Consider the following 20,117-nt stretch of genomic DNA (forward strand, 5'->3'; position numbering starts at 1 on the left):
GGCCGCCAAGGCGCAAAAACCCCCTGCCGCGCCGGTGACAGCGGCGCCCGCCACGCCGGTGGCCGCCGCGCCGGCCGTTGCACCCGCCGCACCACCTGCGGTTGCCGCCCCGGCCAAGCCCGCCGAGGTCGCCAAACCGGTCGAACCCGCCAAACCCGCCGCCGCAAAACCCGCCGCCGCAAAACCCGCAGGTGACGCGAACGCAGAAATCACCCGGGCAATCGAGCTGTGGGCCGCCGCCTGGTCGCGCAAGGACGTCAGGGCCTACCTCGCGGCCTACGCCCGCGATTTCAAGACGCCGGCCGGTGAATCGCGCGCGGCCTGGGATGCCGAACGACAGAAGCGCATCGAAAAGCCGGGCGCCATCGTGGTCAGCTACGAGAACCTGCGCGTCAGCATCGACGGTGACACTGCCACCGCGAAGTTCCGTCAGCACTACAAGTCGGCGTCGCTGAAGACCTCAAGCAACAAGGTCCTTCAGTTGGGCAAGCGTGACGGCAAGTGGCAGATCCTGCAGGAGCGGGTCGGCAGTTGATGAAGCGCGCGCTGCGTTCACGCACCGTCATTGCTGGATGCAGCCTGCTGCTCGCGGGAGGTCTGGCCTTTGCGGCCGGCAAGGCACCCAGCCACATCAAGAAGAACCCGGCCGCTTCGGCGGTCGAGCCGCGCTACACGGACTCCGGTCCGGAGCCATTGCTGGCGCAAGTGTTCGATGCCATCGAGGCCAACCGGCTCGACGTGGCCATGCAGCAGAGCGAAATGCTGGTCAAGGCCTATCCCAATTTCCGCCTGGCGCACCTGGTCAAGGGTGACCTGCTGCTGGCACGCGCACGGCCGCTGATGGCCTTCGGCGAGGGCGGTGGAGCGGAGGCCGGCGAAAAGGTGGCCGACCTGCGCGACGAGGCCATCGTTCGCTTGAAGGGCTACCGCAGCAAACCGCCGGCCAACTACGTGCCGCGCTACCTGTTGCAGATGCATCCGGAACAGAAGCACGCGGTCGTCGTCGATACGCAGAAGTCCAGGCTCTACCTTTACCAGAACGACAATGGCACGCCGCGGTTCGTAGCCGACTACTACATCTCGCAGGGCAAGCTCGGCGCCGAGAAATTTCGCGAAGGCGACAAGAAAACCCCGATCGGGGTGTATCACGTCACCTCCAGCCTGCCGCGCCAGAAGCTGACGGATTTCTACGGCAGTGGCGCCTTCCCCATCAACTATCCGAACGAATGGGACAAGCGCCAGGGACGCAACGGCCACGGCATCTGGCTGCACGGCACGCCGTCCGACACCTTTTCGCGGCCGCCAAAAGCCTCCGACGGCTGCGTGGTGCTGGCCAACCAGGACCTCGACTCGCTGTCCAAAAGCCTGCAGGTCGGGCTGACCCCGGTGATCATCAGCAACAGCATCGAATGGCTTTCGCTCGACGACTGGCAGACCGAGCGTACTTCCCTGCTGCAGATGATCGAAGAATGGCGGCAGGACTGGGAGAGCCGCAGCATCGAACAGTACGCCAGGCACTATTCGCACAAGTTCAACGCCGACGGCCAGGGCTACCGCGAGTGGGTGGAGCACAAGCGCAGGGTCAATGCCGGCAAGAGCTGGATCAAGGTCGTCACCGGCGACATCAGCATGTTCCGCAACCCCGGCAAGGAAGAATACGTCGTCGTCACCTTCGAGCAGGACTATCGCTCCAGCAACCTTTCCAACCAGATGAAAAAGCGCCAGTACTGGATCAAGGAAAGCGGCCGCTGGAAGATCGTCTTCGAAGGCGCCGTGTAACAGTCCGTTTTTCACAATCCCCTTTTTCGCCAGCTCCGGAGGTCACATGCATCGCCTGCTTGTCGTCGTTTTCGCATTCCTTTTCAGCCTTGCCGCGCACGCCGCGAACCCGCAACTCGAGGTCAAGACCTCGCAGGGCATGGTGGTCATCGAGCTCTTCCAGGACAAGGCGCCGAAGACGGTGGAAAATTTCCTGCAATATGCAAAGGACGGCTTTTTCAACGGCACCGTGTTCCACCGCGTGATTCCCGGGTTCATGATCCAGGGCGGCGGCTTCACTCCGGACCTGAAGCAGAAGGAAACCCGAGCGCCGATCCAGAACGAGGCCAAGAACGGGCTGAAGAATGAAACCGGGACGCTGGCCATGGCGCGCACCGGCGATCCGCACTCGGCCAGCGCACAGTTCTTCATCAACCTGAAGGGCAACAGCTTCCTCGATTACCCGAGTCGCGACGGCTGGGGCTACGCGGTATTCGGCAAGGTGGTGCAAGGCATGGACGTGGTCCAGAAGATCGCCCTCGTGCCCACCGGCAATGCGGGCCCGCACCAGAACGTACCGACCACCCCGGTCCTCATCGAATCCGTCAAGTTGCTGCCGGCCAAGAAATAAATCCGAAGGAAATCGCAATGATAAAGCTCACCACCAATCACGGCACCATCACCCTCGAACTCGACGCGGAGAAGGCACCGATCAGCGCCGCCAACTTCCTCGCCTACGTCGAATCCGGCCATTACGACAACACCGTGTTCCATCGCGTGATCGACGGCTTCATGATCCAGGGCGGCGGCTTTGCCCCCGGCATGGACCAGAAGCCGGTCCGCGACCCGATCCAGAACGAGGCCAAGAACGGCCTCAAGAACGCCTGCTACACGGTTGCCATGGCGCGCACCAGCGACCCGCATTCCGCCACCGCACAGTTCTTCATCAATGTCGGCGACAACGACTTCCTCGACAACGACAAGTGCCAGGATGGCTGGGGCTACTGCGTCTTCGGCCGCGTCGTCGAAGGTCAGGACGTGGTGGACAAGATCAAGGCCGTCAAGACCGGCAACAAGGGTTTCCACCAGAACGTGCCGAAGGAAGACGTCATCATCGAGCGCGCCGAAGTCGTATAAGCACCCGCGGTTCCATGTTGACCATCACTGGAACCGCGCGCTTCGTCTCCGACCTGCACTTGCGGTCGGAAAGGCCCGACCTGACGCAGCGCTTCGCCAGCTTCCTCGCCGATACCGCCGCCTCCAATGTCGAGGTGCTGTATATCCTCGGCGACCTGTTCGAGTACTGGATCGGCGACGACGATCTGCAGGATGAATTCAACGCGGAGGTCTGCGACCTGCTGCGCAGCGCGGCCGACATGGGGCCACGCCTGTGCTTCATCGCCGGCAATCGCGATTTCCTGATCGGTGCGGGGTTTGCCGCCGCGGCAGGCATTACCTTGCTCGACGAGGTCGAAAAAGTCGGCGCTGGCGGTACGGCGATCCTGCTGATGCACGGCGACACGGTGTGCACGGATGACCTGCCCTACCAGGAGTTCCGCCGCATGGTGCGCTCGCCACAATGGCAGCGCCAATTCCTGGCGCGGCCGCTGTCCGAGCGCCGCGCCGAAGTCGCCAGCCTGCGCCGCCGCAGCACCGAGGCGATGCTGGGCAAAACCGCCGAAATCATGGATGCCAACGCAGACGCGATCAAGGCCGCGCTGACGGCGCACGGTTGCACCCGGCTGATCCACGGCCACACCCATCGGCCGGGCCGCGAAGCTATTGCACTCGCTTCCGGCAGTGCCGAGCGCTGGGTGCTTTCCGACTGGGATACCGGACGCGGCGACGCGCTGGAAATCGGCCCGGCCGGCGTGCGCCGGCTCGACCTGTCGCGCTAGCCCAGGCCCCGCGCCAGGTCCGCCTTCAGGTCGGCCGGCGCTTCCAGTCCGACCGCGATCCGCAGCAGGCCCTCGCCGATGCCCGAAGCGGTCCGCGCCTCGGCGCTGATGCGGCCATGCGTGGTCGATGCAGGATGGGTGATGGTGGTCTTGGTGTCGCCGAGGTTGGCGGTGATCGACAGCAGGCGGCAGTGGTCCACCACGCGCCATGCCGCTTCCCGTCCGCCCTTGACTTCGAAGGAGACGATGGCGCCCCCGCTGGCCTGCTGGCGCATCGCCAGCGCGTGCTGCGGATGCGAAGCAAGCCCGGGATAGAACACGCGCGTCACGTCTGCCTGCGCTTCCAGCCATTGCGCCAGTTCGAGCGCATTTGCCGACTGCGCCTTCATGCGCACGGAAAGCGTCTCAAGCCCCTTGAGGATGACCCATGCATTGAATGGAGACAGGGTCGGCCCGGCGGTGCGCAGGAACTTGAAGACCTCCTCCGTCAGCGCCTTCGATCCGCAGACGGCGCCGCCGAGCACGCGCCCCTGACCGTCCAGGTACTTGGTCGCGGAATGGATCACCAGGTCGGCGCCCAGGGTCAGCGGCCGCTGCAGGGCCGGCGAGCAAAAACAATTGTCCACCACCAGCAGCGCCCCGCCCTCGTGCGCCACCTGGGCCAGCGAGGCGATGTCGAACACCTCCGTCAGCGGATTGGACGGGGTTTCGATGAACACCAGGCGGGTGGTCGGTCGCATCGCGGCGCGAAATGCCGCCACCGAGCCCTGGTCTACGAAGTCGGTGTCGACGCCGAAGCGGGGCAGGATGGTGCCGAACAGTTGCTGCGTGGCGCCGAAGATGCTGCGCGAGGAGACGATGTGTTCGCCGGACTTCATCAGCGACATCACGGTCGCCAGGATCGCCGCCATGCCGGTCGCGGTGGCGATGCAGGTTTCGGCGCCCTCAAGGGCCGCCAGCCGCTCCTGCATGGTGCTTACGGTGGGATTGGAGAAGCGGGCGTAGACGTTGCCCGGCTCGGTTCCCGAGAAGCGGGCGGCGGCCTGCGCCGCGTTCTCGAAGACGAAGCTGGACGTGAGATAGAGCGCCTCGGAATGCTCGTTGAACTGGCTGCGCTCCTGGCCGGCGCGTACCGCGAGCGTATCGAAGGACCAGGCGGCGTCCGCTTGTTCGTCGGCCAGGCTCATCCGGCCTGCACCAGATTCAAGTCCAACTGCTCGCCGTCGGCGCCGTCGAAACCGTCGTTATCCTCGGGTTTCGCCGACGGAGGCAGATTGCGCCTGTCTTCCATGCTTTGGAGGTAGATGGCCGAAACATCGCCGGTGATGTACTGGCCGTCGAAACACGAGGTCTCGAACTGCGTCACGGTGGGATTGACCGAACGCACTGCGGCCTTCAGGGCGTCGAGGTCCTGGTAGATCAGCGCGTCGGCGCCGATCTCGCGGCAGATTTCCTCGTCGCTGCGGTAGGCGGCGATCAGTTCGCTGCGCGTCGGCATGTCGATGCCATAGACGTTGGCGAAGCGCACCGGCGGCGAGGCGGAGGCGAAATAGACCTTCTTCGCGCCGGCTTCGCGCGCCATCATGATGATCTCGCGGCTGGTGGTGCCGCGCACGATGGAATCGTCGACCAGGAGCACGTTGCGACCCCTGAATTCCTGGCTGATGGCATTCAGCTTCTGGCGCACCGATTTGCGCCGCGTGGCCTGTCCCGGCATGATGAAGGTACGGCCGATGTAGCGGTTCTTGACGAAGCCCTCGCGATACGGCAGGTTCAGGCGCGCCGCGAGTTCCATCGCCGAATGCCGGCTGGAATCGGGAATCGGGATCACCGCGTCGATCGCCAGGTGCGGCATGGTCAGGCGAATCTTGTCGGCCAGGTAATCGCCCATCTTGGCTCGCGTTTCGTACACCGAAATCCCGTCCATCACGGAGTCGGGCCGCGCCAGATAGACGAACTCGAACATGCAGGGCGCATGGAGGGTGGCTTCGGCGCACTGGCGGCTGACGAAGTTGCCGCGCATGTCCACCAGCACCGCCTCGCCGGGCTCGACGTCGCGCAACATCTTGAAGCCGAGCGTGTCGATCGCCACGCTCTCGGAAGCCACCAGGTACTCGGTGCCCTCGGCCGTCTCGTTCTTGCCGATCACCAGCGGGCGAATTCCCCAGGGATCGCGGAAGGCCAGCAGGCCGTAGCCGGCGATCATCGCGACCACGGCATAAGCACCCTTGACCCGGCGATGCACCCCGGCCACCGCCTTGAAGATGGTTTCGGCATCGACTTGGTATTTGGTCGAGGCGGCCTGCAGTTCGTGCGCCAGCACGTTGAGCAGCACCTCCGAATCGGAGTTGGTGTTCATGTGGCGCAGGTCCTGCAGGAACATGTCCTGCTTCAACGGGTCGGCATTGGTCAGGTTGCCGTTGTGCGCCAGCATCAGGCCGAAGGGCGAATTGACGTAGAAGGGCTGTGCCTCGGCGGCGTTGTCGGCGGAACCAGCGGTCGGGTAGCGGCAGTGGCCGATGCCCCAGTTGCCCAGCAGGCTGCGCATGTTGCGGGTGCGGAAGACGTCGCGCACCAGTCCCGAGCCCTTGTGCATGTGGAAGCGCCCGCCTTCCGCCGTGGCAATGCCGGCGGCATCCTGGCCGCGGTGCTGGAGCACCTGCAGGCCGTCGTAGAGCAACTGGTTCACCGGTGTGGTCGCCACCACACCCAGAATTCCGCACATGGTCCATCTCCGCAGGGCCGCCCCGGGGAGCAGCGGCCAGAACATGAAGCGAGCGACGCCCGCAAGCAATTATCACCCCCTTCCCCGGGAAGGGGGAAGGGAGGACTGTCATCTTCAGCTATCGAAACCGAATCCGTTTTGCCGCTTCCGGCGGCAACCAGGGTTTTGCCGCGATCACCGCCGTTTCGAGAGGCTGCGCCAGCATTGCTTCGCGCCACCAGTCCGCTTTAGGCAACGGCGTCATGCCCGCCACCATGACCGCCAACAATACCACCACTACGCCGCGCAGAACGCCAAATGCGAGGCCGAGCAGACGATCCAGCAATCCCAGGCCGACCGCCTTGACCATCAGCGAAACAACCAGGCGCGCGACGGCGAAACTTAGCAACACGCCAAGAAATACCAGCACATAGGCCGCCGCCAGACGCATCCCCGGTTCGGCCACCTGCCCCGCCAGCCACTCCGACACCTGCGGCGCTTGCGCACGGGCCACCAGGAAGGCCACCACCCAGGCCACCAGGGCCAGTATTTCACTCACCACACCGCGCCACAAACCGAGCAGCGCCGACGCAAACACCAGCGCCAGCACGGCGTAATCGAAAGCAGTCATCGCCCTACTTTTGCGCTACCGGGCCGTCGACACCGATGATCTTGATCCTCGTGCGGGCTTTCTCGGCCGCTTCCTGGCTTGGGAAGGGGCCGGCGCGGACACGGGTGCGCTGTCCCTGCGCCGATTCGAACTGTTCGGAATACGCCGGCACGCCGATCCCCTTCAATTTGCCCAACAGCAGCTTGACGTTGCCGGCCTCCTTGTAGGCACCGAGTTGCACGATCCACTGCCCGGAGCCATCTGCCGCCGGCTTGGGTGCGGATGCCTTGGCAGGCGCAGGGGGCCTTTCGGATGCCTTCTCCGGCGGCGCAGCGGGTGCGGGCTTGGCAGCGGTCGCGGCGGCGACCGGGGCAGGACCGGCAGCATCCGCTTTCGGCGCCGGATCGGCGGCAGGGCGGGGTTCCGGTGCCGGCATCGGCGACGCCGCAGGCTTGCCCGGCAAAACCTTCGAAGCCAGACCCGTCGCGTCCTGGCTGGGGATGCGCACCTGGATGTCCTGACTTGCCGGACGCGGCTCGCGATCCATGACCATCGGCAGCACGATGACGGCCAACAACGCCAGCGCAACGGCGCCGACCAGTCGGCGGCGAGCACGCTTCTTCAGCTGCAAATCTGCGTCAGGCGATGTGTCTGTTTCCGCCATCGTGGTTACGCCGGCCGGCCAAGCGCTTGCAGGGCCGCGGCGACAGTGAGGAAGGATCCGAAGGCGAGAATTCTATCATCTTCACCCGCGTTCTCTTGCGCATAAGCCAGCGCCGCCGCGGGCGTCGCGAAGCGCGCGGCGACCTTCATGCCGCGCGATTCCAGCCGCGTCGACAAGAAGTCGGCGCTGGCGGCACGGCGTCCATCGAGAGTGCATGGCAGCCAATGCGTCACCCGCTCGCCCAGCGCGTCGATCACGCCCTCGACGTCCTTGTCGGCGAGCATGCCGAACACGGCCCAGGTATTGCGGTGGAAACCCTGGTCGCCGAGATTGCTCGCCAGCACGCGCGCCGCCTGCGGGTTATGGGCGACATCGAGCACGATCGGCGGCCGGCCCGGCAGTACCTGGAAGCGCCCCGCCAATTCGACCTCGCCCAAGCCCCGGCGGATATCCTTCATGGCCACCGGCAGCTCCCGATGCAGCGCATCGAGAGCCGCCAGCGCGCAGGCCGCGTTCGCCAACTGGCGTTCGCCGCGCAGCGCGGGAAAGGCCAGCCCGCCGCGGCGCAGGATTCCGCCGGCGCCTGGCGCCGGCCCCCAGTACAACCATTGCTGCTCCTGCCGCTGGTAGCCGAAATCGCGCCCCATGACCTGCAGCCCGGCGCCGACCCTGGCGGCATGATCCAGCAGGGATTGCGGCGGCCGCGCATCGCCGCAGATCGCAGCAACGCGGGCGCGAAAGATCCCCGCCTTTTCCCGCCCGATGGCTTCGCGATCCGCGCCGAGGAATTCCATGTGATCGAGGTCGACGCCGGTGACGACCGTGCAGGCTGGTTCGTAGATGTTGGTGGCATCGAGCCGGCCGCCGAGGCCCACTTCGAGGATCACGACATCGGTGGCGGCCGCGGCAAACACTTCCCAGGCCGCCAGGGTACCGAATTCGAAGTAGGTCAGCGCAACCTCGCCGCGCGCGTGCTCGACGCGCTCGAACGCACCGCACAGACTGGCGTCGGACGCCGCCACGCCGTCGATGCGGACGCGTTCGTTGTAATGCAGCAGGTGGGGCGAGGTGTAGAGCCCTACGCGGTAGCCGGCAGCGAGCAGGATGCGCTCCAGCATGGCGCAGGTCGAGCCTTTGCCGTTGGTGCCACCGACCAGGATGACCGGGCAGGATTCGTGCTGGCCGAGATGCAGCTTGACGGCCGCGACCCGCTCCAGCCCCAGTTCGATGCCCGCGCTGCCGCGCGGATGCCGCGCTTCGATCCGCGCCAGCCAGCCGTCGAGCCGCAATGGCATCAGACGGCAGGAACGCGTTGCAGCAGGGTCAGCAGCGAGGCCAGTCGATCCCTCAGTTCGCGGCGATCGACGATCATGTCGATGGCGCCCTTTTCCAGCAGGAACTCGGCACGCTGGAAACCTTCGGGCAGGGTTTCACGCACCGTCTGTTCGATCACGCGCGGGCCGGCGAAACCGATCAGGGCACCGGGCTCGGCAATGACGACGTCACCGACGAAGGCGAACGAAGCAGAAACGCCACCCATGGTCGGATCCGTCAGCAGCGTGATGAAAGGCAACTGGTGGTGTGCCAGTTGCGTCACGGCCGCCGTGGTCTTGGCCATCTGCATCAGGGAGAACAGGCCTTCCTGCATGCGCGCGCCGCCCGAAGCGGTGATGCAGATGAAGGGTGACTGCAATTCGATTGCCGCCTTGACCCCGCGCACGAAGCGCTCGCCGACCACCGCGCCCATGGAGCCGCCGAGGAACTCGAATTCGAAGCAGGCGATCACCACCGGCACGGTCTTGATCGCGCCCTGCATGACCACCATCGCGTCGGCCTCGTCCGTATCCTCGTTCGCCGCGGCCAGGCGATCGACATAGCGCCGGCTGTCCTTGAACTTGAGCGGGTCCATTGGCAGCACTTCGGCGCCGATTTCGAAGCGCCCCTCGGGATCGAGCAGCGCATCGAGCCGCACCCTGGCGCGCAGGCGCAAGTGATGCGAGCACTTGGGGCAGACATTCTGGTTGTTTTCCAGGTCGGAGCTGTAGAGCACGGCTTCGCAGGCCGGGCACTTGGCCCACAGGCCCTCGGGAATGGATTTGCGCACGCCCTCCGAACGCTTGATCTTCGGCGGCAAAAGTTTCTGGAGCCAGCTCATGGTCCCTCCGCAGGGCCGCCCCAAGGAGGGACAGCAAAAAAGTATGGAGCGCAGCGAACCCGTGTCACCCCCTGCCACGGCGAGGGGGAAGGGGGGAAGGCCGTCACAGGGCAACTCCCTGTTTGGTGGCGGTATCCATCGCCGCGCGTATGCCGGAAAGGAATCCCTGGACGCGTGGCGCAGCCTCGCCAGCCGGGGAATTCTCGATCTCTTCGATGATGCGACTGCCGATCACCACGGCGTCGGCCACCGTCGCGATGCGCGCCGCGGTGGCGCCATCACGAATGCCGAAACCGACGCCGACCGGCATGCCGACCTGTTCGCGGATCAGCGGAATGCGTCGCGCGACTTCATCGAGGTCGAGCGTGGCGGAACCCGTCACGCCCTTGAGCGACACGTAATAGATGTAGCCGGCACCGAACTGCGCCACCTCGCCGAAGCGCTTCGCGGTCGATGTCGGCGCCAGCAGGAAGATCGGATCGATCTGCACGCGCTTCATCGCCGCGGCGAATCCGGCGCATTCCTCCGGCGGATAGTCGACCACCAGCACGCCGTCGACGCCGGCCTCATGCGCATCGCGCGCGAAGGCGTCGATGCCATAGGCTTCGACCGGATTGGCATAGCCCATCAGCACGATCGGCGTCGCGTCGTTCTCGCGGCGAAAGTCGCGTACCAGTGCCAGTACCCGGCGCAGGCTCATGCCGTGCACCAGCGCCCGCTCCGAGGCACGCTGGATGGTCGGGCCGTCGGCCATCGGATCCGAAAACGGCGCGCCAAGCTCGATGATGTCGGCGCCGCCGGCCACCAGCGCCCGCATCAGCGGCAAAGTCTGGTCGGGCTGCGGATCGCCCGCGGTGATGAAGGGAATCAGTGCCTTGCGGCCTTGCGCGGCAAGCGAAGCAAACGTAGTGGAGATGCGCGACATGTCAGAACCGGATGCCGGATTTTTCGGCGACGGTGTGCATGTCCTTGTCGCCGCGTCCGGACAGGTTGACCAGCAATATCTTGTCGGACGAAAGCGTCGGCGCCATTTTGGCGGCATGGGCCAGCGCGTGGCTGGATTCCAGCGCCGGGATGATGCCTTCGAAATGGCACAGGTCATGGAAAGCCTGCAAAGCTTCGGCATCGGTGATGGTGGCGTATTCGGCGCGACCCGAATCCTTGAGCCAGGCGTGTTCCGGACCGACCCCGGGATAATCGAGGCCCGCCGAGATCGAGTGCGTCTCGATCACCTGGCCGTCTTCGTCCTGCAGCAGGTAGGTACGGTTGCCGTGCAGCACGCCGGAGCGGCCCGCCGTCAGCGATGCCGAGTGCTTGCCGGTGTCGAGCCCATGGCCGGCCGCCTCGACGCCGATCAGCCTGACCCCGGCCACCGGGATGTAGGGATAAAAGATCCCCATCGCGTTGGAGCCGCCGCCGACGCAGGCGATCACCGCGTCCGGCTGGCGCCCCGCAAGTTCCGGTATCTGGGTCTTGCATTCCTCGCCGATCACCGCCTGAAAATCGCGCACCATCATCGGATACGGATGCGGCCCGGCGACGGTGCCGATGATGTAGAAGGTGTTGCCGATGTTGGTCACCCAGTCGCGCATGGCCTCATTCAAGGCGTCCTTCAGCGTCTTCGAGCCCGATTCGACCGGCACCACCGTGGCGCCAAGCAGCTTCATGCGGTAGACGTTCGCCACCTGGCGCCTGACATCCTCGGAGCCCATGTAGACCACACATTCCATGCCGTAGCGCGCGGCCACGGTGGCGGTCGCCACACCATGCTGTCCGGCGCCGGTTTCGGCGATCACGCGCGGCTTGCCCATGCGCCGCGCCAGCAGGGCCTGACCGATGCAGTTGTTGATCTTGTGCGCGCCGGTGTGGTTGAGGTCTTCGCGCTTGAGGTAGATCTGCGCGCCGCCCAGCAGCCCGGACCAGCGCTTGGCGTGGTAGATCGGGCTCGGCCGCCCGACATAGTGCTTCAGGTCGTATTCGTACTCGGCGCGAAACTCGGGATCGGCCTGTGCCGCGGCATAGGCCTCGCGCAGTTCCGCCAGCGCCGGCATCAGCGTTTCGGCAACGAAGATACCGCCGTAGGGGCCGAAATGACCCGCGGCGTCGGGCATGCTATAGGGAAGGTCCTGCATCTGCATTTCGCACTCCGGCAACAAAATCGGTGATCTTTTGCGCATCCTTGATGCCTCGGGCGGATTCCACGCCGCTGCTGACATCCACCGCCCACGGTTTTACGACACGCACCGCCTCGGCAACATTGCCCGGATGCAGGCCTCCCGACAGGATCACCGGTAGCGGCAGGGACCCCGGAATCAGTGACCAGTCAAAGGTCTTGCCACCACCGCCGTAGCCTTCGACATGGGCATCCAGCAACAGGCCGGCGATTCCCTCGGCGCCAGCGAACGCGGCCGCGTATTCTAACAAATCGAAACCTGGCCTGACCCGCGCCGCCTTGATCCAGGGCCGGCCGAATTGGGCGCAGTAAGGTACATCCTCGTCGCCGTGAAACTGCAACAGGTCGAGCGGCACCGTCGCGAGGACATCGCGCACCGCCTGCTCCGTTTCATTGACGAAAAGGCCAACCCGGGTCACAAAAGCCGGCACCTGTGCCACAAGTTCCGCCGCTCGTTGGGCAGTGACATGGCGTGGACTGGGTGCATAGAAGACGAACCCGAGTGCGTCGGCGCCCGCGGCAACGGCCACGGCAAGGTCCTGCTCGCGGGTGATGCCGCAAATCTTGATTCGGGTGCGCGTCATGGGATCCGGCTTCAGGGCAGGACCAGCGCCGTGTCGCCAGCGCCGACTGTCAACCGCCAGACCGGATCATAGTCGACTCCGGCGAAATACAGTCCGCAGGCCTCGAAGGTCGGCGCCGCGCGGGCGCGGTTGCGGCCGGCCAGAACTTCGCCGACCCAAGCCGGTGGATGGGTGCCCTTGCCCACGTAAACCAGCGCGCCGACGATGTTGCGCACCATGTGGTGGAGGAAGGCTCCGGCCTCGAAATCGAATACCAGCACGTCACCATGGCGAGCCACGTCGGCGCGACGTAGCGTCTTGATCGGTGACTTGGCCTGGCACTCCGCCGCGCGGAAGGCCGAAAAATCATGCTCTCCGAGCATGAATCCCGCTGCCTCGCGCATCGCATCGGCCTCGAGCGGCCGGTGAAACCAGCCTACGCGGCCCGCCATCAGGCCCGGACGCTCAGGACGATTGAGCAGGATGTAACGATAGCGCCGACCACGCGCAGAAAAGCGCGCGTGAAATTCATCCGCTACCGGTTGTGCCCAGCGCACGGCGACGGCGGCCGGCAAGTGCGCATTGACGCCGCGCACCCAGGCGCTATCGGGACGTACGGCAGTTGTATCGAAATGGACCACTTGGGCCAGCGCATGCACCCCGGCATCGGTGCGCCCGGCGCATACCACCCGCGTCGCGGCGTCCGCTACCCGGGAAATTGCGGCCTCCACGGCATCCTGCACGGCCCCGCCCCCTGCCTGCGACTGCCAGCCGCAAAACCCGGCGCCTTCATACTCGAGCCCGAGCGCGATCCTCATGCAAACCACGCGACCATGAACAAGGTGCCGGCCAACCCTCCCGCAAGCACATCGACCAATCCCCAGGTTGCGGTCGGCAGGGTCAGCGTAGTCACCGCGCCGTCTGCCGTGCCTCCCTCCCCGCGTCGCGACGCTTCAACCTGTTCCAGCGTTAGCGCGAGTCGAACCGCAACACGGTCCGGGGAAATATTGAACGGGGACAACGGCGCCAGCAAGGACCGCAAGCCAACTACCAGTTGTGGTGCTGACAGCGAGGCCAGCAGGCCCGCAACCACCGAAATCGCGATCAAGAGGTAGGCCAGGTTCCTTGCCGCGAGATGCACGCCCTCGATGGTGGCGCCAGGCAACACAGCCACGGGGGTTCCCGGCGTCAGCCAACCGAACAGGATCACGATGGTCAGCAACAACCATCTACTGCGCCGAACCATCGCTAGGAAATGCGCCCTGGCGGCAACCAGCGCCAGTACCATCAGGAGCGAACAGGCAACAGCGAGTTCCCCGCCTTCGCGCGACGAAGCCGCGACGATCATCGCGATGCAAACCAGGATCAGGCTCGCGGAATGCGGCCTCCGGCCGACCCTTGACGGCAGGAAGGCGAGCGTCGGTATCGACTGGCCCGCACCCCCGGGTCTGACGGAAACATCGTCTCCCGGCACCTTGGGGCCGGGAGCGCGCCGGTCAGCCGAGGCTGTCAAGTTTGGCGCGTGCCACCTGCTGCTGCGCCGGACTGCCTTCCGCAATGGCTTCCTGGAACAACTCGCGCGCGCCGTCCCGGTCACCCATTTCGGCATACGCCGCCGCCAGTTCAAGCTTGGTGGCGACTTCGGGATTGTCCGGAACGTCAGCGCCGGCGGATGCAGCCGCCGGTGCATCGAGGTCAAGGCTGATGCCGCCGAGATCGAGCGGTTGTGGCTCCGCCACGGCCGGTGCAAGCGGAACGTCCAGCGTCAATTCCGGCGCCGGGGCGGTGATTGCTCCGCCACCGGAACCGAGGTCGAATTCGAAATCGATGCTGCCGGAATCGGCGGCGGCAACCGGGGTTTCCGGCACGGCTGCGGCCGGCGCGGTTTCGAGCGGGAAATCAATCGTGGACGGCGCGGCGACCGGCGTCGGCATGTCGAAATCGATATCCAATACCACGTCGTCGCTCTTGGCCTCAACCGGAGCCACGGCGGCGGCCGGCGCCGCCTCGGACGTGCCAAGATCAAGGTCGAAATCCAGGCCAGCGCCAATATCCGGCGCGGCTACGGCGGCACTTGCGTCCGCAGCGGGAGCAGTGCCGATGTCAAGGTCGAAATCGACCACGGCGGCATCGGCAACTTCCGCGACCGGAGCGGATGCCATGGGCACCGGCTCGATTTCCGGCACGGGGCCGCGCAAAACCGTGGTCGACTCCATGCTCGGCTCACGAACCACTGTCGCATCGTGATCAACCGGCTTGGCAGACGAATAAAGCGGATTTTCCGGATCGATGGCGATACCCATCGTGGCGACCTTTTCCCAGGCATCACCGCTGCCACCGGTCAAGGCATGCATGTCCTGCGCGACTTCGCCAAACCGGCCGGCATTCTTTTGCGCGGAATAGATATCCAGCAGTTTGAGGTGGATCGCCTGACGATTCGGTTCGGTCTTCAGCGCTTCAAGCAGGATTTCCTCGGCCTGGGCCTCACGGCCAAACGCAAGGAAAGTATCCGCCTCGACTACCGGATCAACGGTTTCGTTGCTGGCTACCATCCCGACGCCGGTAGTACTGAACTGACTGGCCTCCTGCTCGCTTGGGGGCGGCGCGACGGAGGTGGTGCTGAATACGGAATGCGCCGACAGGTCAGCCTCGGCGACCAGTGCATTGGCGCTGCTCGCCGCAGCCTTCTTTTTGCGATAGGCGGAGAATCCCAGCCAACCAAAGAGAGCGGCAAGCAGGGCGCCACCGCCGAACACCAGTGGCGCGTTCTCCTCGATGAAGTCGGGTTCCGGTTCCGGCGGTGGTGGCGGAACAACCTTCTTCGGTGGCGGCTTGGGCGTCTCCGCAGGTTTGGCCGCGACGGCTGCGTCGGCAGGCTTTGCCGCTTCTGCCGGTTTCGGCGGTTCGGCCGGCTTTGCCGCTTCCGCCGGTTTCGGCGCTTCGGCGGGTTTGGCCACGTCCACAGGCTTCGCCGCAACCGCAGGCGCCGGGGCCGGTGTGTCCGGCTTCTTGGCTTCCGGCGCGGCGGGTTTGGCCGCCTGCGCCGACTTCTGCAGGTCTGCACCGGCCTGCGTCTTCAGTTCCGCAAGTTTCTTTAGATCGGTGAGGTTCTTTTCCAGTTCGACTATTCGGCTGCTGGCTTCCTTCAACGCCCGGTCGCGCGTCACCAGGTCCTCTTCGAGTGCCGCGATACGTCCCTGCAATGGCTTGCCCTTGGCATCGCGGGCGGCTTCGGTGCGCGAAACTTCCAGTTTGTCCTTGCCGGTCGCCACTGGCGCCTTGTCTTCCACCTTGGGCGCGATCTTGCCACTGACCGACTGCTTCGCCGCCTGGTCGCGCGCCGGCTCCGCCGCCGCCACCGAAGCGAGCCGTTGCCGGTACGCGTTGAAATCCGCCGCCTGGGCCACGATTTCCTTGCGTGCCTCGCCGGCGGACACCTGGCCCGCAGTCTCGGCATCGGGAATCGACAGGATCTTGCCGGCCTTCAGCCGATTCATGTTGTCGCCGATGAACGCATCCCGGTTGTTGCGGAACAACGCAACCAGCATCTGGTCAAGGCTGACGCCCTGCGGAACCGTCTGCGCCGCAATCTTGCCCAGTGTGTCCCCCGCGACCACTTCGCGCGTCGCGCCGGCGGCGGGCTTGGCCGACGTTGCTGCGGCGGATCGCGCAGGTGCCTGGCTCTCGCCCACCGATTTGGCCTCCACCGGCGCAGGTGCGGCCTTTTCCGTGGGTTTGACCATTGGTGCAACGGCCCGCGCCTCCGGCGCCGCAACGGGCACCGGCACAGCCTTCGCGGCAAGTTCCGGAGGGTCCAGCAGGAACGTGTATTCACGAACCAGTCGCCCTGACGCCCAGCTCAATTCGACCAGCATGTCGATGAACGGCTCGTTGAGCGGACGGTCGGTGCTTATTTCGAGATAGCGCCGCCCGCCGCGTTCCTTGATGTCCCGCGAAAAGCGCAAGGTCGACAGTACGGGCGTGTACTCGATGCCCGCCTGACGAAAAGCCTCTGCGGCCGCCAGCTTGGCGACCAGGGAGGTGGCTTCTTCTCGGCTCGCCGTGACTTCCAGTTCTGCCTTGAGTGGCTGTCCCAGCGCAGAGAGCACGGTGATCTTCCCCAGACCGGCCGCATGTGTCGTCAGCGGCAGGACGGCAATGGCCGCCGCTATGACGGTGGCCTTGAAATGATTTCGCTTGGCAGTATTGGGCACTGTGACTCCCGACGGGCTTTTTGTCATGTTATCAAAACGAAGTTTCAGTGGAGGCTAACGCTGGTTTCACTGGCGTTTGTGCCGAAACTAAAACCTCCTGTTTCAGTGGAGGCTGAACCTCCTGTTTCAGTGGAGGCTGAACCTCCTGTTTCAGTGGAGGCCAACGCCTGATTCATTGGCGTTTGTGCCGAAACCAAAACCTCCTGTTTCAGTAAGGGTTGACGCCAGTCTTTTCGGCGCTTCGCGCATTGGTCATCGCCGAAAACCCGCCAGCGGCTCGACCCCTAGGTTCCCGGGACAACCCCGGCAACCGTAACTAAAATAACATCATGATGTTAGCGATGCAAGCTCAACCTTCCCATCACATTCCGGCGGCACGGAGCTCGCAGCATCAATGCAACAGGATGCGCAACATGCGTCGCAGGGGCTCGGCGGCTCCCCACAGCAGTTGATCACCCACGGTAAACGCCGACAGGTATTGCGGCCCCATGCTGAGCTTGCGCAGGCGACCGACGGGAATGCCCAAGGTTCCGGTCACCGCGGTGGGGGTCAACTCCTTCAGGGTAACGTCACGCTGGTTGGGGACAACCTTGACCCAGTCGTTGTGCGCCGCCAGCAGGCCATCGATTTCGTCAAGCGGAACATCGCGGGCAAGCTTGATGGTCATCGCCTGCGAGTGGCAGCGCATTGCACCGATACGGACGCACAGGCCGTCGACCGGAATCGGCGCGGCGCCACGGCCGAGGATCTTGTTGGTCTCGGCCTGCCCCTTCCATTCCTCGCGGCTTTGCCCATTTCCGAGGTCCTTGTCGATCCAGGGAATCAGCGAGCCAGCCAGCGGCACGCCGAAGTTGGCGGTCGGGAAGCCGTCATCGCGCAGGATGCCCGCCACTTCGCGGTCGATGTCGAGAATCGCCGAGGCCGGATCGTCGAGCAGTCCCTTCACCACGCGGTGCGCCTCGCCCATCTGCGACAGCAGTTCGCGCATGTTCTGCGCCCCGGCGCCGGATGCCGCCTGATAGGTCATCGAGGTCATCCACTCGATCAGCCCGGCCTTGAACAGGCCGCCCAGCGCCATCATCATCAGGCTGACCGTGCAGTTGCCGCCGATCCAGTTGCGGCCACCCTTGGCCAGCGCGTCCTTGATCACGTCCATGTTGACCGGATCGAGGATGATCACGCAGTCGTCCTTCATGCGCAGGCTCGACGCGGCGTCGATCCAGTGGCCGTTCCAGCCCGCCGAGCGCAGCTTCGGGAAAACCTCGGTGGTGTAGTCACCGCCCTGGCAGCTGATGATTATGTCCAGGTGCCGCAGCGCATCGATGTCCTTCGCATCCTTGAGCGGAGGCGCGCCATCGGCGAAAGCCGGGGCCTTGCCGCCGGGATTCGAGGTCGTGAAGAATACCGGTTCGATGAGGGCGAAATCGCCCTCCTCACGCATGCGCTGCATCAGGACCGAACCCACCATGCCACGCCAACCCACCAGACCCACTCGCTTCATGATCAATCTTTCATTATCGGACTACAGCGCCGCGACCACCGCATCGCCCATTTCCCGGGTGCCGACCTTCCTGGTGCCGGGTTCAAAAATGTCGCCGGTGCGGAAACCCTGTGCAAGGACCTTCTTCACGGCGGCCTCGATGCGCCCGGCAGCGGCTTCGTTCGCGAAAGTGTAGCGCAGCATCATGGCGGCGGAAAGGATCGTCGCCAGAGGATTGGCCACGCCCTTGCCGGCAATGTCGGGCGCTGACCCGTGCGAGGGTTCGTAGAGACCCTTGTTGTTCGCGTCGAGAGAAGCCGAGGGCAGCATGCCGATCGAACCTGTCAGCATCGAGGCTTCGTCGGACAGGATGTCGCCGAACATGTTGCCGGTGACCATGACGTCGAACTGCTTGGGATTCTTTACCAACTGCATGGCGGCATTGTCCACCAGCATGTGGGTGAGTTCGACGTCAGGGTATTCCTTCGCCGTCTCGGTCGCCACATCGCGCCAGAGCTGGGTGCACTCGAGCACGTTCATCTTGTCCACCGAGCACAGTTTCTTGCGGCGCTTGCGCGCCGCCTCGAAGGCGACGCGCACGATGCGGCGGATCTCGCTCTCGGTGTAATGCATGGTGTTGAAGCCGAAGCGCTGGCTCTGGCCGTCAACATCGCGCACCTCGATGCCGCGCGGCTGGCCGAAATAGATGTCGCCGGTCAGTTCGCGCACAATCAGGATGTCGAGGCCGGCCACGACTTCGGGCTTGAGCGTCGAGGCATTGGCGAGTTCCGGATACAGGATCGCCGGGCGCAGGTTCGCGAACAGCCCGAGCTGCTTGCGAATGCCCAGCAGGCCGCGTTCAGGCCGCTGCTCGCGCGGGTTGTTGTCCCATTGCGGACCACCCACGGCCCCCAGCAGCACGGCGTCCGCCGCCAGCGCAAGCCGTTGCGTGGCTTCCGGATAGGGGTTGCCGGTGGCATCGACCGCGCAGCCGCCGAGCAGGGCTTCTTCCAGTTCCAGCCCGAGGTCCAGCGCCTTGAGGATGCGCACCGCCTCGGCCATGATTTCCGGGCCGATGCCGTCGCCGGGGAGAACGCAGATCTTCATCGAATTTCCTTCAGGCAAAAAGCCAGGGTTGCTCGGTGCGGCGCCGTGCCTCGAATTCGCGAATCTTTTCGGCGTGCCGCAGGGTCAGGCCAACGTCATCCCAACCGTTGAGCATGCATTCCTTGCGAAACGCGTCGACCTCGAAAGGAATCGCATGCCCGTCGGGCCGCAACACCAGTTGCGCGGGAAGATCGACCGTCAGGCGATAGCCCGGTGTGTGTTCCGTCAGGCCGAACAGGGCATCGATTTCAGCCTTGGGCAGGACCACCGGCAGGAGGCCGTTCTTGAAGGAATTGCTGAAAAAGATGTCGGCGAAGGATTCGCCGATGATGGCGCGAAAGCCGAAGTCGTGCAGCGCCCAGGGCGCATGCTCGCGCGACGAGCCGCAACCGAAATTGCTGCGCGCCAGAAGGATGGACGCACCCTGGTAGCGTTCCTGGTTGAGCACGAAATTAGGGTTCTTAGGCCGCTTCGCACAATCCTGGCCGGGTTCGCCATGATCCATGTAGCGCCATTCGTCGAACGCATTCGGACCGAAGCCGGATCGTTTGATCGACTTGAGGAACTGCTTGGGGATGATGGCATCGGTATCGACGTTGGCGCGATCGAGTGGCGCAACCAGGCCGTCGAGCTTGATGAACTTTTCCATTACTTGGCCGACTTCTCGATGGCTTCGCCACCCTTCTTGATATCCTTGCCGATGCCGGATACGGTATTGCAGGCGGACAGGGCAAGCGTCAATGCGATAGCAACCAGGATGCGGGACAGGGGCTTGTTGCTCACGAAAATTC

Annotated in this window: 21 protein-coding genes; 5 read left to right on the forward strand and 16 right to left on the reverse strand. The window is 64.8% G+C overall.

What is annotated here, in order from left to right; translation table 11 throughout:
- From J0M27_RS15360 to J0M27_RS15380, 5 genes are all read left to right on the forward strand, one after another.
- Positions 1-535: nuclear transport factor 2 family protein (locus J0M27_RS15360; protein ID WP_294993507.1), on the forward strand; the 535-nt coding region annotated here is incomplete at its 5' end.
- Complete coding sequence (locus J0M27_RS15365; protein ID WP_294993510.1) at positions 535-1,779, forward strand: L,D-transpeptidase family protein; 1,245 nt, start codon at positions 535-537, stop codon at positions 1,777-1,779. The genes J0M27_RS15360 and J0M27_RS15365, both read left to right, overlap by 1 nt.
- 46 nt (positions 1,780-1,825) lie before the next feature.
- Positions 1,826-2,389 carry a peptidylprolyl isomerase gene (locus J0M27_RS15370; RefSeq protein WP_294993512.1) on the forward strand — a complete coding sequence of 188 codons (564 nt, stop codon included), beginning with the start codon at positions 1,826-1,828 and terminating at the stop codon, positions 2,387-2,389.
- A gap of 17 nt (positions 2,390-2,406) precedes the next feature.
- A complete protein-coding gene (locus J0M27_RS15375) occupies positions 2,407-2,895 on the forward strand; it encodes a peptidylprolyl isomerase (RefSeq protein WP_294993514.1) in 489 nt (162 codons plus the stop codon).
- A 14-nt stretch (positions 2,896-2,909) separates the two neighbouring features.
- Positions 2,910-3,656: a UDP-2,3-diacylglucosamine diphosphatase gene (locus J0M27_RS15380; RefSeq protein ID WP_294993516.1), complete on the forward strand. Its 747-nt coding sequence runs from the start codon at positions 2,910-2,912 to the stop codon at positions 3,654-3,656.
- Here the strand turns inward: J0M27_RS15380 and J0M27_RS15385 are convergent.
- From J0M27_RS15385 to J0M27_RS15460, 16 genes are all read right to left on the reverse strand, one after another.
- Entirely contained in the window at positions 3,653-4,843 is a 1,191-nt protein-coding gene (locus tag J0M27_RS15385; protein ID WP_294993517.1) for an O-succinylhomoserine sulfhydrylase, read from the reverse strand. The two genes, J0M27_RS15380 and J0M27_RS15385, sit on opposite strands and share 4 nt — an antisense overlap.
- Positions 4,840-6,381: an amidophosphoribosyltransferase gene (purF, locus tag J0M27_RS15390; protein ID WP_294993519.1), complete on the reverse strand. Its 1,542-nt coding sequence runs from the start codon at positions 6,379-6,381 to the stop codon at positions 4,840-4,842. Before purF ends, J0M27_RS15385 begins: the two co-directional genes overlap by 4 nt.
- Before the next feature lie 118 nt (positions 6,382-6,499).
- Positions 6,500-6,970: a CvpA family protein gene (locus J0M27_RS15395; RefSeq protein WP_294993521.1), complete on the reverse strand. Its 471-nt coding sequence runs from the start codon at positions 6,968-6,970 to the stop codon at positions 6,500-6,502.
- Positions 6,971-6,995: 25 nt separating this feature from the next.
- A complete protein-coding gene (locus tag J0M27_RS15400) occupies positions 6,996-7,544 on the reverse strand; it encodes an SPOR domain-containing protein (protein WP_294993523.1) in 549 nt (182 codons plus the stop codon).
- 95 nt (positions 7,545-7,639) lie between these two features.
- Entirely contained in the window at positions 7,640-8,929 is a 1,290-nt protein-coding gene (folC, locus tag J0M27_RS15405; protein ID WP_294993524.1) for a bifunctional tetrahydrofolate synthase/dihydrofolate synthase, read from the reverse strand.
- Positions 8,929-9,789: an acetyl-CoA carboxylase, carboxyltransferase subunit beta gene (gene accD / locus J0M27_RS15410; protein ID WP_294993526.1), complete on the reverse strand. Its 861-nt coding sequence runs from the start codon at positions 9,787-9,789 to the stop codon at positions 8,929-8,931. Before accD ends, folC begins: the two co-directional genes overlap by 1 nt.
- A gap of 103 nt (positions 9,790-9,892) precedes the next feature.
- Positions 9,893-10,714 (reverse strand): tryptophan synthase subunit alpha, encoded by an 822-nt coding sequence (trpA, locus tag J0M27_RS15415; RefSeq protein WP_294993528.1) that lies wholly within the window; start codon positions 10,712-10,714, stop codon positions 9,893-9,895.
- A gap of 1 nt (position 10,715) precedes the next feature.
- On the reverse strand, positions 10,716-11,927 hold the full coding sequence (trpB, locus tag J0M27_RS15420) for a tryptophan synthase subunit beta (protein ID WP_294993530.1): 1,212 nt from the start codon (positions 11,925-11,927) through the stop codon (positions 10,716-10,718).
- A complete protein-coding gene (locus J0M27_RS15425) occupies positions 11,902-12,546 on the reverse strand; it encodes a phosphoribosylanthranilate isomerase (RefSeq protein ID WP_294993533.1) in 645 nt (214 codons plus the stop codon). The genes trpB and J0M27_RS15425 overlap by 26 nt, the downstream gene beginning before the upstream one ends.
- An 11-nt stretch (positions 12,547-12,557) precedes the next feature.
- Positions 12,558-13,343 (reverse strand): tRNA pseudouridine(38-40) synthase TruA, encoded by a 786-nt coding sequence (truA, locus tag J0M27_RS15430; RefSeq protein ID WP_294993535.1) that lies wholly within the window; start codon positions 13,341-13,343, stop codon positions 12,558-12,560.
- On the reverse strand, positions 13,340-13,873 hold the full coding sequence (locus J0M27_RS15435; protein ID WP_294993538.1) for a hypothetical protein: 534 nt from the start codon (positions 13,871-13,873) through the stop codon (positions 13,340-13,342). The genes truA and J0M27_RS15435 overlap by 4 nt, the downstream gene beginning before the upstream one ends.
- 148 nt (positions 13,874-14,021) lie before the next feature.
- Positions 14,022-16,739 (reverse strand): FimV/HubP family polar landmark protein, encoded by a 2,718-nt coding sequence (locus J0M27_RS15440; protein ID WP_294993541.1) that lies wholly within the window; start codon positions 16,737-16,739, stop codon positions 14,022-14,024.
- A gap of 391 nt (positions 16,740-17,130) precedes the next feature.
- On the reverse strand, positions 17,131-18,240 hold the full coding sequence (gene asd / locus J0M27_RS15445) for an aspartate-semialdehyde dehydrogenase (RefSeq protein WP_294993544.1): 1,110 nt from the start codon (positions 18,238-18,240) through the stop codon (positions 17,131-17,133).
- A 21-nt stretch (positions 18,241-18,261) separates the two neighbouring features.
- Entirely contained in the window at positions 18,262-19,326 is a 1,065-nt protein-coding gene (leuB, locus tag J0M27_RS15450) for a 3-isopropylmalate dehydrogenase (RefSeq protein ID WP_294993547.1), read from the reverse strand.
- A gap of 10 nt (positions 19,327-19,336) precedes the next feature.
- Positions 19,337-19,975, reverse strand: a complete 639-nt coding sequence (gene leuD, locus J0M27_RS15455; RefSeq protein ID WP_294993550.1) for a 3-isopropylmalate dehydratase small subunit — start codon at positions 19,973-19,975, stop codon at positions 19,337-19,339.
- Positions 19,975-20,094, reverse strand: coding sequence for an entericidin A/B family lipoprotein (locus tag J0M27_RS15460; RefSeq protein ID WP_294993644.1), 120 nt, complete (start codon positions 20,092-20,094; stop codon positions 19,975-19,977). Before J0M27_RS15460 ends, leuD begins: the two co-directional genes overlap by 1 nt.
- Positions 20,095-20,117 lie beyond the last annotated feature (23 nt).

It is taken from the genome of Sulfuritalea sp. (assembly GCF_017302275.1).
Lineage (GTDB): Bacteria > Pseudomonadota > Gammaproteobacteria > Burkholderiales > Rhodocyclaceae > Sulfuritalea.